This window comes from Brenneria izadpanahii (assembly GCF_017569925.1).
Lineage (GTDB): Bacteria > Pseudomonadota > Gammaproteobacteria > Enterobacterales > Enterobacteriaceae > Brenneria > Brenneria izadpanahii.
The window spans coordinates 3,765,068-3,780,697 of record NZ_CP050854.1; the positions used below are offsets into that span (position 1 = coordinate 3,765,068).

General features: G+C 51.9%; 19 protein-coding genes, 1 pseudogene and 1 riboswitch. Of the genes and pseudogenes, 13 read left to right on the forward strand and 7 right to left on the reverse strand.

The window, feature by feature from the left end:
- Positions 1–4: 4 nt before the first annotated feature.
- From rlpA to lipA, 5 genes are all read left to right on the forward strand, one after another.
- The gene (gene rlpA, locus HC231_RS16820; RefSeq protein WP_208227887.1) at positions 5–1,093 is read left to right on the forward strand and encodes an endolytic peptidoglycan transglycosylase RlpA; all 1,089 of its coding nucleotides are present in this window, start codon (positions 5–7) and stop codon (positions 1,091–1,093) included.
- A gap of 172 nt (positions 1,094–1,265) precedes the next feature.
- A complete protein-coding gene (dacA, locus tag HC231_RS16825; RefSeq protein ID WP_208227888.1) occupies positions 1,266–2,477 on the forward strand; it encodes a D-alanyl-D-alanine carboxypeptidase DacA in 1,212 nt (403 codons plus the stop codon).
- Between the two features lie 110 nt (positions 2,478–2,587).
- The gene (gene ybeD, locus HC231_RS16830) at positions 2,588–2,851 is read left to right on the forward strand and encodes a DUF493 family protein YbeD (protein ID WP_208227889.1); all 264 of its coding nucleotides are present in this window, start codon (positions 2,588–2,590) and stop codon (positions 2,849–2,851) included.
- A gap of 126 nt (positions 2,852–2,977) precedes the next feature.
- Entirely contained in the window at positions 2,978–3,673 is a 696-nt protein-coding gene (lipB, locus tag HC231_RS16835; protein ID WP_208227890.1) for a lipoyl(octanoyl) transferase LipB, read from the forward strand.
- 172 nt (positions 3,674–3,845) lie between these two features.
- The gene (lipA, locus tag HC231_RS16840) at positions 3,846–4,811 is read left to right on the forward strand and encodes a lipoyl synthase (RefSeq protein ID WP_208227891.1); all 966 of its coding nucleotides are present in this window, start codon (positions 3,846–3,848) and stop codon (positions 4,809–4,811) included.
- A 133-nt stretch (positions 4,812–4,944) separates the two neighbouring features.
- Here lipA and tatA read toward each other — a convergent pair whose 3' ends face one another.
- A complete protein-coding gene (tatA, locus tag HC231_RS16845; RefSeq protein WP_208227892.1) occupies positions 4,945–5,151 on the reverse strand; it encodes a Sec-independent protein translocase subunit TatA in 207 nt (68 codons plus the stop codon).
- 214 nt (positions 5,152–5,365) lie between these two features.
- Positions 5,366–5,426: riboswitch (Fluoride riboswitch) on the forward strand.
- Positions 5,427–5,504: 78 nt separating this feature from the next.
- On the opposite strand from tatA, the gene crcB reads away from it, so the two are divergent.
- Positions 5,505–5,891, forward strand: a complete 387-nt coding sequence (gene crcB / locus HC231_RS16850) for a fluoride efflux transporter CrcB (protein ID WP_208227893.1) — start codon at positions 5,505–5,507, stop codon at positions 5,889–5,891.
- Positions 5,892–6,001: 110 nt separating this feature from the next.
- On the opposite strand, the gene cspE is transcribed toward crcB, so the two are convergent.
- Positions 6,002–6,211: a transcription antiterminator/RNA stability regulator CspE gene (cspE, locus tag HC231_RS16855; RefSeq protein WP_009113827.1), complete on the reverse strand. Its 210-nt coding sequence runs from the start codon at positions 6,209–6,211 to the stop codon at positions 6,002–6,004.
- A gap of 226 nt (positions 6,212–6,437) precedes the next feature.
- Here cspE and HC231_RS16860 point away from each other — a divergent pair, with 226 nt between their 5' ends.
- On the forward strand, positions 6,438–7,130 hold the full coding sequence (locus HC231_RS16860; protein ID WP_208227894.1) for an aspartate/glutamate racemase family protein: 693 nt from the start codon (positions 6,438–6,440) through the stop codon (positions 7,128–7,130).
- A gap of 174 nt (positions 7,131–7,304) precedes the next feature.
- Here HC231_RS16860 and ypfM read toward each other — a convergent pair whose 3' ends face one another.
- The gene (ypfM, locus tag HC231_RS24400; RefSeq protein WP_109053067.1) at positions 7,305–7,364 is read right to left on the reverse strand and encodes a protein YpfM; all 60 of its coding nucleotides are present in this window, start codon (positions 7,362–7,364) and stop codon (positions 7,305–7,307) included.
- 232 nt (positions 7,365–7,596) lie between these two features.
- Here ypfM and HC231_RS16870 point away from each other — a divergent pair.
- The 4 genes and pseudogenes from HC231_RS16870 to HC231_RS16885 all read left to right on the forward strand — a co-directional run bounded on the left by HC231_RS16870 (position 7,597) and on the right by HC231_RS16885 (position 9,969).
- Positions 7,597–7,975, forward strand: a pseudogene (locus tag HC231_RS16870) (ArsC family reductase).
- 1 nt (position 7,976) lies between these two features.
- Positions 7,977–9,104, forward strand: coding sequence for a succinyl-diaminopimelate desuccinylase (gene dapE, locus HC231_RS16875; protein WP_208227896.1), 1,128 nt, complete (start codon positions 7,977–7,979; stop codon positions 9,102–9,104).
- Entirely contained in the window at positions 9,101–9,775 is a 675-nt protein-coding gene (locus HC231_RS16880; RefSeq protein ID WP_208227897.1) for a M15 family metallopeptidase, read from the forward strand. The genes dapE and HC231_RS16880 overlap by 4 nt, the downstream gene beginning before the upstream one ends.
- Before the next feature lie 2 nt (positions 9,776–9,777).
- Positions 9,778–9,969 carry a YpfN family protein gene (locus HC231_RS16885; protein ID WP_208227898.1) on the forward strand — a complete coding sequence of 64 codons (192 nt, stop codon included), beginning with the start codon at positions 9,778–9,780 and terminating at the stop codon, positions 9,967–9,969.
- A gap of 33 nt (positions 9,970–10,002) precedes the next feature.
- On the opposite strand, the gene ypfH is transcribed toward HC231_RS16885, so the two are convergent.
- The 3 genes from ypfH to HC231_RS16900 all read right to left on the reverse strand — a co-directional run bounded on the left by ypfH (position 10,003) and on the right by HC231_RS16900 (position 13,332).
- Complete coding sequence (gene ypfH / locus HC231_RS16890; RefSeq protein ID WP_208227899.1) at positions 10,003–10,647, reverse strand: esterase; 645 nt, start codon at positions 10,645–10,647, stop codon at positions 10,003–10,005.
- Positions 10,648–10,791: 144 nt separating this feature from the next.
- Complete coding sequence (locus HC231_RS16895) at positions 10,792–12,864, reverse strand: tRNA(Met) cytidine acetyltransferase TmcA (protein ID WP_208227900.1); 2,073 nt, start codon at positions 12,862–12,864, stop codon at positions 10,792–10,794.
- Positions 12,865–12,879: 15 nt separating this feature from the next.
- Positions 12,880–13,332, reverse strand: a complete 453-nt coding sequence (locus HC231_RS16900) for a DUF441 domain-containing protein (RefSeq protein WP_208227901.1) — start codon at positions 13,330–13,332, stop codon at positions 12,880–12,882.
- 345 nt (positions 13,333–13,677) lie between these two features.
- Between HC231_RS16900 and HC231_RS16905 the strand changes: the two genes are divergently transcribed.
- Entirely contained in the window at positions 13,678–14,391 is a 714-nt protein-coding gene (locus HC231_RS16905; protein WP_208227902.1) for a hypothetical protein, read from the forward strand.
- Positions 14,391–14,819 carry a hypothetical protein gene (locus HC231_RS16910; protein ID WP_208227903.1) on the forward strand — a complete coding sequence of 143 codons (429 nt, stop codon included), beginning with the start codon at positions 14,391–14,393 and terminating at the stop codon, positions 14,817–14,819. Before HC231_RS16905 ends, HC231_RS16910 begins: the two co-directional genes overlap by 1 nt.
- An 82-nt stretch (positions 14,820–14,901) precedes the next feature.
- Here HC231_RS16910 and purC read toward each other — a convergent pair whose 3' ends face one another.
- Positions 14,902–15,615, reverse strand: coding sequence for a phosphoribosylaminoimidazolesuccinocarboxamide synthase (gene purC, locus HC231_RS16915; RefSeq protein WP_208227904.1), 714 nt, complete (start codon positions 15,613–15,615; stop codon positions 14,902–14,904).
- Between the last annotated feature and the right edge of the window lie 15 nt (positions 15,616–15,630).

The window sequence follows — 15,630 nt, forward strand, 5'->3', positions numbered from 1 at the left end:
AGCAATGCGTAAGGATTGGCTTTGGATTGGTGTCTTGAGTCTGGCGCTTTCGGCCTGTACCGTAACGGAACAGCCGACGGCTCCCCCCGCCAGTAATGTTTACAATGGCCCGGTTGAGGAAATCGGCGGCGTCGAGCCGCGCTACGAACCCTATAACCAGGGAACGTTGCAGGACTATACCCTTAAAGGCCGGACTTATAATATTGTAAAAAACCCGCAAAACTTCAGCGAAACCGGCCTGGCGACCTGGTATGGCGAAGAGGCTAGCGGTAATCGCACATCGATTGGCGAAGTGTTTGATCCAAACGCTTTAACCGCGGCTCACCCGACGCTGCCGCTGCCCAGCTATGTTCGCGTCACCAATCTCAGCAACGGCCGCCAGCTGGTAGTCAGAGTGAACGACCGCGGCCCTTATACGCCGGGCAGAATCATCGACCTGTCTAAAGCGGCCGGCGATCGGTTAAACATTTCCAACAATACCAAGGTTAAGGTCGATTTCATCAACGTAGCCCCGGACGGTACGCTTTCCGGCCCCGGCACCATTGGCACCAGCGTGGCGAAACAAAGTTTCTCCCTGCCCGATCGCCCTAACCTCGGCGCAAGCGGACTTGGCACGCCCGTCATGGAAAACGCCAATACGCCGTCTGACGCCGCCCGCCCCATCAGCAACAGCGCATTGAACACCGCAACTGATGACGCCATGCCGCAAAGCAGTACGCCGCCCCGCAGCGGCGGTTTCCTGGGCGCGCCTTCCGCACTTCCTTCCGGCGTGCTTGAAACGTCGCCGTCGCCCAGCGCGGCATCAGCTAGCGCCGTGTCTCCGGCTCCCGCGGCGGCAACCGCTACGCCGACGCCGGGCGGGCGCTATGTGGTTCAGGTCGGCGCGCTGAGCAACCAGCAGAGGGCGCAGGACTGGTTGCACAACCTCAGCGAACGGTTTCATGTGACAGGCAATGTCGCCTCCAGCGACGGGTTATATCGCATCCAACTGGGGCCGTTCCAAAATCGTCAACAAGCGGTTGAACTTCAACAACGTTTGTCAGTCGAAGCTCAGCAGCAGTCCTTTATTACTGCCGCGCCCGGTTCGCTGTAATAAGGGATGACGCCTTGTCTGGGAGCAGTATCGCTTAAGGGATGATGTGATATTGAACACAGCGTCCTTTTAGCAAAATCGCGTAACGTAATGTCTGGTGCCCGCCTATTTCTCATCTGCTATAGTGTGGCTCGTTTTTTAACTTATACCCACGGATGTTGTTGTTCCAATCATGAATACTGTAAACACGTCTCGTTTTATTAAACGTACTGCGCTCGGCGCTCTGCTCGCCATTAGCGCATCCTCCTTTGCTTATGCCGACGACATCAATATCACCACGATGATCCCCGGCGTTCCGCAGATTGATGCAGAATCATACATCCTGATTGATTACAACTCCGGGAAGGTATTGGCCGAAATGAACGCCGATGCGCGTCGCGATCCGGCCAGCCTGACCAAAATGATGACCAGCTATGTCATCGGTCAGGCGATAAAGTCAGGGAAAATTACCCCAAACGACATTGTTACCATCAATAAAGACGCCTGGGCCACCGGTAATCCCGTATTCCAGGGCTCTTCGCTGATGTTCCTGAAACCGGGCGATCGCGTTTCCGTCGCCCAGCTCAACCGCGGCATTATCCTGCAATCCGGCAATGACGCCTGCGTCGCCATGGCCGACTATGTCGCCGGCAGTCAGGACGCCTTCGTCAATCTGATGAATGGCTACGTGAAGGCTCTCGGCCTGCAAAATACCAACTTTGAAACCGTCCACGGCCTGGATGCCGCCGGTCAGTTCAGTTCCGCACGGGATATGGCGTTGATCGGCCAGGCGCTGATCCGCGACGTGCCGGACGAATACGCGACCTATAAAGAAAAAGAATTCACCTTTAATAATATTCGGCAAACCAACCGTAACGGGCTGCTGTGGGATACCAGCCTGAATGTGGACGGCATTAAAACCGGACACACCTCCGCGGCCGGTTATAACCTGGTAGCCTCCGCAACCGAAGGTCAGATGCGGCTCATTTCAGCGGTCATGGGGGGACGTACCTTCAAAGGCCGTGAAACCGAGAGCAAAAAACTGCTGACCTGGGGATTCCGTTTCTTTGAAACCGTGGCCCCGCTGAAAGCAGATAAAGAGTTCGCTTCGGAACCCGTCTGGTTTGGCGACAACGATCGCGTTGCCCTGGGCGTGGAAAAGGACGTTTATCTGACTATTCCTCGCGGCCGGATGAAAGATCTGAAAGCCAGTTATGTGCTGACCAATACCGAGCTGCACGCGCCGCTGGGCAAGAATCAGGTCGTTGGTTCCATCAACTTCCAGTTGGACGGCAAAACCATCGACCAGCGCCCATTGGTGGTGATGAATGAAGTCAAAGAGGGCGGTATTTTCAGCCGCATGATCGACTACGTCAAACTGATGTTCCACCACTGGTTCGGCTGAACCCTATTGTAAAAAGACGATTTGTCCCCATATTCAGATTAAGTCTTTAACTCCCGTCCTTTCGGCGGGAGTTATAATTTATACACTTCCCATTTCACACTGGAGCGCAGATGAAAACCAAATTAAATGAACTGCTCGAATTCCCCTGCCCTTTTACTTATAAGGTGATGGGATTAGCAAAACCAGAATTGGTCGATCAGGTTGTCGAGGTCGTCCAGCGCCATGCGCCCGGCGACTACACGCCGCAGGTCAAGCCCAGCAGCAAGGGGAATTACCATTCCGTCTCTATTACCATTAACGCGACGCATGTCGAGCAGGTGGAAACCTTGTATGAAGAGCTGGGTAATATTGAAATCGTACGGATGGTTCTGTAACCCAATCCCGACGGCATCGGGCAGATCGGCGACCTTCGCAGGATAGCAAGGCGGGGAAACGTGCTTAACACTGTTCGCCGGCGCCTCCCGCCGTTATAATCGCTGCTATCCTTCCTTAACCTGAAGGTGACACGTTTGCTACAGGATAAGATCATCGTACGTCAATTGGGCGTACAACCTTACGAACCCGTTTCGCTGGCGATGCATGAATTCACCGATCTGCGCGACGATAAGACGCTGGATGAAATCTGGCTGGTTCAACATCCCCCGGTATTTACTCAAGGCCAGGCCGGCAAGGCCGAGCATGTTTTGATGCCCGGCGATATACCCGTTATACAGAGCGACCGCGGCGGCCAGGTTACCTATCACGGCCCCGGTCAGCAGGTTATGTACGTGCTGGTTGATTTAAAGCGGCGTAAATTGGGCGTTCGGTTATTAGTTTCGGCCATTGAAAACACGGTGGTGAATACGCTGGCTCATTTTCATATTGAGGCCCATGCGCGGGCTGACGCGCCGGGTGTTTATGTCGGAGAACGTAAAATCTGTTCCCTGGGACTACGCATTCGCAAAGGCTGCTCCTTTCATGGATTGGCGCTGAATATCGCAATGGATCTATCGCCCTTCCAGCGCATCAATCCCTGCGGCTATGCCGGAATGCAGATGGCGCAGGTAAGCGACTATGTCCCTGGCGTTACGCTGGAAGATACCGCGCCCATTCTGCTTCAGTCATTCCGGCAGCTATTGGGCTATCAGCAATATGAATTGGTAGACTGGGATTTCGCCGAACATGGCGCGCCGGCGCCAAGACAGGTTGACCGATAATCACATTTTATTTACATAATTTCTTCATTTTGGCTAAGCAATAGCTGAATATCGCCAGGCAATGATGATATAATTTTAAGAGTTTTTAAAAATTTTTTTAATAAAACATATAATCCTTTGAATTTTATTAATAAATTCAAGAAAGCGATTAAGGACTGGAACTTACGCAAACATGAGTAAACCTATTCAGATCGAACGCGGCGTAAAATACCGCGATGCCGATAAAATGGCGCTAATTCCGGTGCGGACCGTGGTCACTGAACGGCAGGAAATGCTACGCAAGCCTGAATGGATGAGAATCAAACTTCCAGCTGACTCCAGCCGTATCCAGGGCATCAAAGCCGCGATGCGAAAAAATGGACTGCACTCGGTTTGCGAAGAGGCCTCCTGCCCCAATCTGGCGGAATGTTTCAACCATGGCACCGCCACCTTTATGATCCTGGGCGCGATCTGCACCCGCCGCTGCCCGTTCTGTGATGTCGCCCATGGCCGCCCGCTTGCGCCAGACGCCAACGAGCCGGAAAAACTGGCGCAGACGATCCATGACATGGGGTTGCGCTATGTGGTTATCACTTCTGTCGACCGTGATGACCTGCGTGACGGCGGCGCCCAGCATTTTGCCGACTGTATCAGCGCCATTCGCCGTAAAAACCCGCAAATCCGTATCGAAACGCTGGTTCCCGACTTCCGCGGCCGTATGGATCGGGCATTAGATATTCTGACGGTAACGCCGCCGGACGTTTTCAACCATAACCTCGAAAACATCCCGCGTCTTTATCGCCAGGTTCGCCCCGGCGCCAACTATGAATGGTCGTTGAAACTGCTGGAAAACTTCAAAAACGCGCACCCGGATATTCCGACGAAATCCGGGCTGATGGTAGGCCTGGGTGAATCCAATGCCGAGATCGTGGAGGTTATGCGCGATTTGCGCCGCCACGGCGTTACTATGCTAACGCTGGGACAATACCTGCAACCAAGCCGCCATCACCTGCCGGTACAGCGTTATGTCAGCCCTGAAGAGTTTGATGAGATGAAAGCAGAGGCGATGGCGATGGGCTTTACCCATGCGGCCTGCGGCCCGTTTGTGCGCTCGTCCTATCATGCCGATTTGCAGGCGAAAGGCATTGAAGTGAAATAAATGAAAAAAGTAAGCCGCGGATGAGCGGTTTGCCCCCGATAAATCTCAGGATATGCGCTTATATTTAGTTACATTTCAGGCGCGGAACAAGCAAACGGACGGTAAATACCGTCCGTTTGTCCGTACTATCAAACTATGACTTCTTATTCTGGGTGTCGCTGATAGCGGCAGACTCGTCTGACGTGACGTTATTAGCGGGCTGATCGTCATTCATCGCTTTTTTGAAGCCTTTGATTGCCGCGCCGAGATCGCCGCCCAGGCTGCGTAACTTATTGGTTCCGAAAAGCAAAACAATCAATGCGCCGATGACCAATAGCTTGGCGATACTGATACCTTCCATACTTACCTACCTGATTACGGATGCTGGATAAGCCAGCGAACGGATAACATTCTTTCTATGTAAAACCTTACCGCCAACAAAACAATCCCCTTCTGTAACAAAGTAAGACGCCAAGCGGGATTCCACCGTGCTTACCTCAACCCGTTTCAAATCGATTTACAACTTTTACTGATGAAGATCTATAAAATTACGGCAAGAAAGCGTAGGCTTTTCTGTGTAAAACGGAGATGACATTCCTCCATAACCGCCATTCGGCTGATGATGTCTATGCACTTCTCGAAGAGAAGGCGTAGCGTCGTGCCTGCTCTCCTTCGAGATACCCTTGATACTCAATGCTAAATAAAAAGGTGTCTATGTTTATTAGTATGTTGCTTGTCGTATTTGTTGGTGGTGGGATCGGAAGCGTTGCGCGCTGGATGCTAGGACTGAAGTTCAACGGTAACAACTATTCGCTCCCGTTGGGAACGCTGCTCGCCAATCTGATCGGGGCATTTATTATCGGTGCGGCATTGGCCTACTTTCTGCGCCACCCTCAAATCGATCAGCATTGGAAAATACTTATTACGACTGGGTTGTGTGGCGGATTAACCACATTCTCGACATTTTCACTAGAGACAATCATGTTCCTGCAAAGCGGAAATCTGGCGGCGGCCGGTTTGAATGTGCTATTGAATCTAGTGGGATCGCTGTTGCTGACGGCCATGGCTTTCACGTTGGTCACCTGGTTCATAACCCACTAAGTCCCGAAAAGCAGGGAAAACGGCAGCGGCGTTCTAACGCCGTTTCCAACACGGGATCGTCAGCAATAAAAAAACCCGCCAAAAGGCGGGTTTTCAAGAAATCGGTATAATTAAATAGCGATAACGTTAGCAGCAGATGGACCTTTCGCACCGCTAGTGATTTCAAACTCTACGCGCTGACCTTCAGCCAGAGTTTTGAAGCCATTGCTCTGGATGGCAGAGAAATGTACGAATACGTCTTTGCTACCATCTTCTGGAGTAATGAAACCGAATCCTTTGGACTCATTAAACCACTTAACGCTACCTTTAATCTTAGACATCAAACTTACCTTTAACATGAATGAAAGACACAAAATCTGTGTCGAGTACAGTACAGCAATAGATGGCTCATTTGTCCAGTTTAAGATGGATAAAAAGTGATAAAAATCGCTAAAAAAAACGCTTGGCCGGATTCAAGGGCAAATTTTAACAAGATTAATATGTTAGTCTGGTACGATCGTCATTACTCATCACTTTTTATGGTATCAAACACATAAGGGAAACACGATGAAAACGCTAGGCCTTATTGGAGGAATGAGCTGGGAATCGACCATCCCCTACTACCGCACGATAAATGAATACGTCAAAAACCAACTCGGCGGACTGCACTCAGCCAAAATCATATTGCATAGCGTCGACTTCCACGACATAGAACAATTGCAGTCACATGGGGATTGGCAGCAGGCCGCACAGGCGTTATCCGACATCGCCATCGGGCTAGGAAAAGCGGGAGCGGAGGCCGTGGTTATCTGTACCAATACCATGCATAAAGTAGCGGACGCCGTCGAAAACGCCAGCGGGCTTCCTCTTTTACACATCGCCGACGCCACCGGCGAAAGCGTATCGCAACAGGGAATGAAAAAAGTTGGCCTATTAGGAACCCGCTATACCATGGAACAGGATTTTTACCGGCGGCGCATTCACGATCGCTATGACATAGAAGTCATCATCCCGGATCCGGCGGCAAGGGAGACGGTGAACCGCGTTATTTATGAAGAGCTGTGCCAAGGGAAAATTGATGCGGGATCTCGTCAGGCGTACCGGGAAATCATCCAACAGCTTATGCGGCAAGGCGCCGAAGGCATTATTCTCGGCTGTACCGAAATACCGCTGCTGTTAAGCGCAGACGATGCCGATGTTCCTCTTTTTGACACCACCGCCTTACATGCCATCGCTGCAGCCAAATATGCATTATCTTGAATAACAATAAATTACGTTAAAAAGCAACTACTTTCACCCAAGAATAAATAATAGCCTCTTTTATTTACTCAGGTTTCCCCATTTAGGATAAAAATAAAGCAGCATTGGAAATTAATGCTGCTTTGTTTATTCGATCTTATTCCTGGTAAACAATGACAGGTGTGGCTGTAATTATTATTTGCGTAACATTGCTTCAATAAAATCTTTCCAATTACTTACTTCTACTTCGATCATGCTAACCTCTTGGTAATTAACTGCGCATATTATACGCACACTTTTTAATCAGGTGAAATAGTTCTGAAAGTATAAAAAGTGTACTGCGCCACATTTTTACATCTCAGCCCGCGGTGGATCTCACTCTTTTTTTTCGGCATGCTGGTCGATTACGATGTCAGGCTCATATTTCCACACGCAGCCATTCGACAATCATCATGTAACCGCTGGATCTGGAAGGATATTAACCACTATGACGCTCACCATGTACGGTATCAAGAATTGCGATACCATAAAAAAAAGCCCGTCGCTGGTTGGAAGAACAACAGGTTGATTACCATTTTCATGACTATCGCGCCGACGGTCTGGACGAGCCGCTCCTGCGGCGCTTTATCGCTCTGCTGGGCTGGCAGCCATTAATCAACACACGCGGCACGACCTGGCGTAAACTAAGCGAAGAGCGACGCGGCATAATTAACGGCAATACCGCCGACAGCGAAACGGCGGCCATTGCGTTAATGCTTGAACAGCCGGCGGTGATCAAGCGGCCGCTGTTGGTTACAAACGATGGAAAAGCGCTGCTCGGCTTCAGCGCAGACAGCTATCAGGAATTTATTGCGGAGAACAAATAACGTGTCTTGTCCGGTTATCGAACTAGCCCAACAGTTAATTAAGCGCCCTTCCCTCAGCCCAAATGATGAAGGCTGTCAGCAATTAATGACTGAGCGTCTGAAAGCCATCGGCTTCACCATTGAACCGATGGACTTTGGCGATACCAAAAATTTCTGGGCATGGCGCGGCGCCGGTACAACACTGGCGTTTGCCGGACATACCGATGTGGTGCCAAGCGGTGATGAAAGCCTCTGGCAGCACCCGCCTTTTGAACCCACGATTCGCGACGGCATGTTATATGGCCGGGGCGCGGCCGATATGAAGGGGTCGCTGGCGGCGATGGTGGTTGCCGCAGAGCGTTTCGTCGCGGCGCATCCCGACCATCAGGGCAGACTGGCTTTTTTGATTACCTCGGATGAAGAGGCAAGCTGCGTAAATGGTACGGTCAAGGTCGTTGACGCGCTGATGGCGCGTAATGAACGGCTCGATTATTGCCTGGTGGGCGAACCATCAAGCACGAATGTGGTGGGAGACGTCGCGAAAAACGGCCGCCGCGGTTCCATCACCGCCAATCTCCGGGTTCATGGCGTCCAGGGGCATGTCGCCTACCCGCATCTTGCGGATAACCCGGTACACCGGGCCATGCCCGCCCTTAACGAGCTGGTTGCCACTGAATGGGATCGGGGTAATGAGTTTTTCCCGCCGACCAGCATGCAAATCGCCAATATTCAGGCGGGTACAGGCAGCAATAACGTCATTCCCGGAGAACTGTTCGTACAGTTTAATTTCCGTTTCAGCACCGAATTGACGGATGAAGCGATTAAACAACGGGTGGCGGAACTGCTCGACCGCCATCAGCTCAACTACAGCATTGACTGGAATCTCTCCGGCCAACCCTTTCTGACCGCTCAGGGCGAACTAGTCGATGCCGTAGTGAATGCGGTGCGGCATTACAATGAAATCACGCCGCAGTTACTCACCAACGGCGGCACATCCGACGGACGTTTCATCGCCCGCATGGGAGCCCAGGTTGTCGAACTTGGCCCCGTCAACGCAACCATTCATAAAGTGGATGAATGCGTTAACGCCGCGGACTTACAACTGCTGAGCCGGATGTATCAGCGTATTATGGAGCAATTGATCGCATGATTACCCATGCCATGCTAACCGGAAAGGATGATAGCCACCTGGTCACGCTCAGCGGCCATCATCGTCTTCAGCTTGAAGCGGTCATCGCGTTTGAGGCATTGCAGCGCGCGGCGAAAAAAGACGAATTTAATCTGCAGCCCGCCAGTACATTTCGTGACTTTGATCGCCAGCGTTTGATCTGGAATGGCAAATTCAAGGGAGAACGCCCGGTGATGGACAGAGACGGCCGGCCGCTGGATGTGTCGACGCTCAATGAGGGCGATCGCTGTAAAGCGATTCTACGCTGGTCCGCGATGCCGGGCGCCAGCCGCCATCATTGGGGCAGCGATCTGGACATTTATGATCCCGACCTTCTGCCTGAAGGACAGCGGCTAATGCTGGAGCCCTGGGAGTATGAATCCGGGGGCTACTTCGCGCCGCTTAACGACTGGCTAAGTCGGCATATGCATGAATTCGGCTTTTATCGTCCTTATGAGCACGATCTCGGCGGAGTCGCCGCAGAGCCCTGGCATATCAGCTATTACCCATTGGCGCAGCACGCTGAAAAACAGCTAACGTCCGGTATTATCCTGTCGGCCTGGCAAGGAGAGGATATCGCAGGTTATGACTGGCTATGCGAACACTTACCGCTGCTGTTTACCCGTTTCATAAACAACGTTGACGGAGCTTAATCATGGCATGGCTGGCTGACTACTGGTGGATAATCCTGATTATCCTGCTCGGAATGCTAATAAACGGCATCAAGGAGCTGCGCAATGTCGATCACAAAAGCTTTCTGACGAACAAGCCCAAACTACCTCCGCACCGCGATAACAATGATAAGTGGGATGACGAAGAGGACGACTGGCCGCAGAAAAAGCCGTGAAAAAATGGCTGGCCGGCGCTGAAAAAACGATGTTTATCGCCGTGATGCCAAATTCTCGTCATGCCGCAGATGCGCCAGCGCATGATTAAGCATCCGCTCATCAATCCCATGACCTACGTCGGGCGCCACATCCAATGAGAACGCTGTTCCTAACGCCTGAAAACGCTGTGCGGCAGCCTGGGCATGACTGACGGCGATAACGCCGTCTGCGTCGCCATGAATCAAATGCACCACAACATCGCCGAACGGTTTTTCCGGTAATACGGCGAAACGGCCGCTAAACGCAATAACCTGCCCGGCCAATTGCGATTCTGTTTTCAGCGCCTCCAGCGACATGATGGAGCCTTGAGAAAACCCCACCAGCGTCGTTTGCTGAAAACCCACGCCGCTTTTCTGCTGCCAATCGCGCACGACGGCGACAAAGCGTGGAACAATCGCCTCAATACGGGATAAACGGTTCTCTTCCGTCACGCCCTGTACGGAGAACCACTGACGGCCCTCGCCGTATCCGCTGCTGAACGGCCCGCCGATGCTCACGACCAGCGCCTGTGGAAAAGCGGCGGCAAAATAACGCCCTATCTGGGCCATACCCGCGGGAGTATCGCCTACCCCATGAAACAGTAAAAATAACTGCTGGGGAACATCTGGATTTTGTACGACAACATATTCCTGGCTCATTCTATTTCTCCTGAAAACAACCGACGCGGTATCTCCAACGGTCAGTTCATCAATAGCGGTTGAGGTTCACTATACGCCGCGCCGTTTCAGGTGAAATCGGGAATTCCTGAACAAGATGTTCCATTTTTTTGCGGCTCAAGGGGGTTACAACGGATCGGCACGATCCGATTGCGCCCCAGCAACCCAGGCACGCCAGTCGGCGCTGTTTTTCGCATCTTGCTGATGCAGCGCCTCGGCAGTTTCTTCGCGCCAGCGTTGCAGCAGCGCTTTTTTCCCCGGCAGGCCGAATATTTTCACGCCCCGCTCGCTATCAGCAGGGGCGTCAACCAGCATACGCAGTGCCGGCAGCGCCAGAGAAGAGCCAAGCGTCAATCGGGACAATGCGGCGAAACTGGATTCCATCGGTCGGCAGGCGAAAGCGAAGCCAGCCAGCGTGCGCCAATCCTCCCGATCCAGATCCGTCGAATCATCCAGCGGCAACGGCAAATCCAGCGGAATAAGACGGCGCAGCCAGAACCAATCCCTGTCCAACTGTCGGACGCTCCGCGCCGTCAACGATTGGCCTGCGCCACTCAAGGGCAATAAGGCCATCGCGCTATAGCAGCCGCTGCTGGCTTCAAGCCGGCTGCCAACCCGTACCAGTTGAAAACCGCATGAACGCCAAAACGCCCACAAATCCGGCTGATAGCCAAAACTAACCGACAGATAATCCATTCCCTGCGTTTGCGCCGTCCGCCGCTGAAATTCGACCAGAGCGCGCCCTATGCCCTGCCGCCGGTGGGCCGCCGCTACCGCAATGCGGCTGATGCGCCGTGAACGCAGCATCGGCGCGGTCCATTGTCCGGCGTGCGCCGCCAGCGATTGCGCAACCAGATTGCCGCGCGGACGGCGACGCCCGGCCCAGACCTCGTGCGCCAGCTCAACGGATAAGCCGCCTTCATCCACCATCCACAATACGCCGCTGAGCGAACCGGATACGCTGGCGCTGCATACGCGCATACCCGGTGCGTCCAGCAGGCGGCGTAAATCAAGGGGGGAGGTACGATAGTGAGCGCTGCATAATAAGGCGTAGCATCGCTGTAAACGCCGCAGGCTCGGAAGCCAGTCATCCGCGTTTTCCTCACAAAACGCTGGTACAGCGCGTGATGGCGCAAGAGATCTTTCATCCCCGGCTTCGCATGATTCGGCAAACAGCAACGCGTCGTCCAGCAACCGCTCCAGCGGATCGTCTTCTGCCCAGCGTAGCGGCTCATTCAGGGTGAACGCCCGCCACTGCGGCAACGCGGCGCAAAACTTCAGTAAAAAGCCGCGGCCGGTGCCTTCATACCCCTGCACGGTGGTTGTCATCAAAATACGCGGGAAATACGGCAGCAACGCCGTCAGCACCGATGAGGGGATCGCCGCCGCTTCATCCACCAGCAGCCAGTCAACCGCAGGAGGCGGGTTCAATCGGCAATGTTCCAGCAGCGCGTCCGGCGCCCAGAATCGGGTGTCTTCCCCGGCGTAATATCGCAGAACATCCGTGGCGGAGCGTGACGGCGCGGTCGCCCAGCACGTGCCCGTACAGCGTTGGGTCAGCATACCGGCCAGAGCCGATTTTCCCCGCCCGCGCGGCGCGGTGATCACATAAACGCCCGGCTGCGCCGCCAGCAACCCTTGTAGAATAAGCTGTTGTTGCGTCGTCGGTTCGCCACCGGCAGGTTGCCAATTGGGCCGGGGATGAAGCGGTCTGACGGACAGAGCTTCTCCCTGACGCCAAATCGTCACTTCATCATCCGCCAGCAAATGCCGCTGAAGATGGCGAACAAAATGGGGAGTGGGTATTGGCTGAGGCTGCTCGCTCCAGCGCAGGCTGTCTTCATCGGCGCGATTCGGCCACGACGTCCATTCAGGAACCAGCAGTATCAGCCAGCTTCCCGCTCGCAGCGTGCCCGCCAGCATCGCCCATGCTTCCACATCAAGCCCCTGCCGGGCATCGAATATCGCATGGGTAAACTCTCGTCCAAGCAGGGTACGCACCTTACCGGCAGGTAAAGATGTCATATCTTCAGGCTGTCGCGGGCCGATCCACAGCCAATCGCCGTCCAGTTGACGACGAAGAGCCAGCCCTTGATCTTCACACCAGCCGGACTCTCCGCTGATCACCAGCAGACGCCGCACGCCGCTACGCTGCTGTTGACGCTGGCTGTTGATAAAATCAGAAAAGAGGCGGTTCATCGGCGGCGAAGACGATCAGGTTTTACCGATCAGCAAGGAGAGCAATCCCGCGGCGATCAACGGCCCGACGGGAACACCGCGAAACAGCGCCACGCCCAGAACCGTACCGACCAGCAGCCCCGCCACCACCGAGGGCTGATGGCTCATCAGGGAAACACCCCGTCCCCCCAGCCAGGACACGGCGACGCCAATGACTATCGCCAGTATGGATTTCCAGCTCATAAAGGAGTGAATAACGTCAGCCGCGGTAATTTTTCCACTGGCTATGGGCGCCATCACACCAATGGTGAGGATCACAATCCCGATGGTCAAACCATACTTCTCTACCCACGGGAAATAGTTATTTAGCGGGGTAACGCGCACAACCAGCAACAGCAGAATGGCCAGCGTAACGGTCATGTTGTGGCTGATAATTCCCAGTCCGGCCAGAACCAGTAGAATCAACAGCGTTGGATCAAAAAAAGTCATAGAAAAACACTATTCCTGAAAAGGCCGTAAACCCAGACGGCGTAAATTGGCGTGCAATTATAACACCAAAAAGAGAATGTCACGCCTTATCATCCGGGGTGGTTTGAAATGCCCGTTTTCATGGGCATGACGAATATTTCGGGAGGGGAGCGAATAATCCGGAATGAAGTGCCTTACGATTATCATTACTCAATAAAAAAACCAAAAGCATCATAAACAATGATGTTTTGATGAAAACAAAAATACGTAACGCGTTGAAGTTAAAACAATAAATAAAAAATACGACTATTGTTTGAATAAACATAAAACAATATTATTTATGTTTTTCAATGGATGAATCTATTTATGAGCAGCAGACGAGATATTATAGACGGCGCCCAATTTGATACCCTCCAAAACGGACTAGTTTATACCGAAGTATTGGGTTGGATCGATATGGGTCATGCCAGAGGCGATGATGTAAAAGCGCTCCACCATCAATTCAAAATTGGCGAAATCAGCAACAATCCGCATTACACCATCGTATATGACCAAAACATGTATATAGGGCGCTTTAATCGTTGTATCGGGGTAGGAAAGTATACTAAATGGGTTATCCAAAAAGGCAGGACTACCGACGAAATAAATCGCATAATGCTTGCCATGATGATGATAACCGCCTCTAATTTCGAAGGGTTGCAGTCTCTACGACATTTTTCCTGGTACACCGATAGTGGCTTTAGTGGAGAAGACTTAGTCTCTGACCTATTCGGCTTTTACAAGACATTAATACCAAGTCGGTATAGTCATCACGTCAAACCGGTCAGCTATGAATCCGCACTCAGGCGTTGGGATTATTATGGTCCAGTCGGAATTAACAAAAACAAAGGATTTACCCCGATTCTCTACCCAGATCCGCAAAATCCATGTGTACGGCATAGCCCATATCGAAAACATCTCCCCCATTTTATGACATGGATAAAACCCTGGGATGATTTCACATCCGGTAAGGTAGAAGTTTTCACTAACAACGGCACTAAGCTTTCATTCAGCAAACAAGTTTATCCGGGGCAATGCTAATGCAAAAATCTTTAAAGTGGATTCTACTAGCGCTAATTCTTTACGCCCTTGGCGATTTTGTTTTGGAAAGCTGGCTTGATAAGAGAATCGCAGAGAATCCGGCATACACGAAAAGCGATGTGCTGATCTATAAACATTTTACAGACAAAGATATTGCCGATACGCCAAAAATTTCGAACAATTATCATTTCGAATATCATACTGGCGATGGCTATGCGCCTACCAACGAAATTGTCTTTCATCATGCCAGCGATCTTGTTCCACTGCGCGATTATCTAAAGCGGCTTGGCTATGAAAAGGAACCCAAACCTTATGGAGACGCTGAAGTCTGGAGAAGACCGACAAAGAAAAGCGATACTTTTTATCTGTGGCAGATCAAAGAGAGCAACGAAATAAAATTATCCAAAATATTTGCCCCGATTCAATAGGTCGGACGGCCGCATATTATTCACCGATAAAACTATACGCAGAACACTGGGTTCTGCGTATAGAACGGAAACGATTGCGCTATTAGTCTAATTTTACGCCAAGACGGCGAGCGACTTCTTCATAGGCTTCGATCAGGCCGCCGAGGCTTTGACGAAAACGGTCTTTGTCCATTTTATTCAGCGTGGCTTTGTCCCACAGACGGCTGCCGTCCGGCGAGAATTCATCCCCCAGAACCACTTCGCCTTTAAACAAACCGAATTCCAGTTTGAAATCCACCAGAATCAATCCCGCATCGTCAAACAGTTTGCTCAGGACTTCATTTGCCTTGTAGCTGAGTTCCTTCATGCGCGCGAGGTTCTTTTCACTCACCCAGCCAAAGGTTTTGCAGTAAGACTCATTGACCATTGGATCGTGCATGGCGTCATTTTTCAGGAACAGGTCAAACAACGGAGGATTCAGGACAATCCCTTCCTCTACGCCCAGGCGTTTTACCAGCGAACCTGCGGCGCGGTTACGCACCACGCACTCTACCGGCACCATCTCCAGTTTTTTCACCAGCACTTCGTTATCAGAAAGCAGGCTCACCATTTGAGTAGGGATCCCGGCTTCTTCCAGTTTGCTCATGATGAAATGGTTAAATTTGTTATTCACCATTCCTTTACGATCAAACTGCTCAATACGAGCGCCATCTCCTGCTGACGTATCATTACGAAACTCCAGCACCAGCAGGTCGGGATCTTCGGTGGTGTAGACAGTTTTTGCCTTCCCACGATACAACTCAGCTAGCTTTTGCATCTTTATCACTCCACA

Bases quoted from the DNA above. Each gene is read 5' to 3' on its own strand.
- HC231_RS16905 (WP_208227902.1), top strand. From the start codon at position 13,678: ATGAGCAGCAGACGAGATATTATAGACGGCGCCCAATTTGATACCCTC.
- HC231_RS16900 (WP_208227901.1), bottom strand. From the start codon at position 13,332: ATGACTTTTTTTGATCCAACGCTGTTGATTCTACTGGTTCTGGCCGGA.
- rlpA (WP_208227887.1), top strand. From the start codon at position 5: ATGCGTAAGGATTGGCTTTGGATTGGTGTCTTGAGTCTGGCGCTTTCG.
- HC231_RS16880 (WP_208227897.1), top strand. From the start codon at position 9,101: ATGATTACCCATGCCATGCTAACCGGAAAGGATGATAGCCACCTGGTC.
- ypfH (WP_208227899.1), bottom strand. From the start codon at position 10,647: ATGAGCCAGGAATATGTTGTCGTACAAAATCCAGATGTTCCCCAGCAG.
- purC (WP_208227904.1), bottom strand. From the start codon at position 15,615: ATGCAAAAGCTAGCTGAGTTGTATCGTGGGAAGGCAAAAACTGTCTAC.
- dacA (WP_208227888.1), top strand. From the start codon at position 1,266: ATGAATACTGTAAACACGTCTCGTTTTATTAAACGTACTGCGCTCGGC.
- HC231_RS16860 (WP_208227894.1), top strand. From the start codon at position 6,438: ATGAAAACGCTAGGCCTTATTGGAGGAATGAGCTGGGAATCGACCATC.
- cspE (WP_009113827.1), bottom strand. From the start codon at position 6,211: ATGTCTAAGATTAAAGGTAGCGTTAAGTGGTTTAATGAGTCCAAAGGA.
- ybeD (WP_208227889.1), top strand. From the start codon at position 2,588: ATGAAAACCAAATTAAATGAACTGCTCGAATTCCCCTGCCCTTTTACT.
- HC231_RS16895 (WP_208227900.1), bottom strand. From the start codon at position 12,864: ATGAACCGCCTCTTTTCTGATTTTATCAACAGCCAGCGTCAACAGCAG.
- HC231_RS16910 (WP_208227903.1), top strand. From the start codon at position 14,391: ATGCAAAAATCTTTAAAGTGGATTCTACTAGCGCTAATTCTTTACGCC.
- tatA (WP_208227892.1), bottom strand. From the start codon at position 5,151: ATGGAAGGTATCAGTATCGCCAAGCTATTGGTCATCGGCGCATTGATT.
- lipA (WP_208227891.1), top strand. From the start codon at position 3,846: ATGAGTAAACCTATTCAGATCGAACGCGGCGTAAAATACCGCGATGCC.
- crcB (WP_208227893.1), top strand. From the start codon at position 5,505: ATGTTTATTAGTATGTTGCTTGTCGTATTTGTTGGTGGTGGGATCGGA.
- HC231_RS16885 (WP_208227898.1), top strand. From the start codon at position 9,778: ATGGCATGGCTGGCTGACTACTGGTGGATAATCCTGATTATCCTGCTC.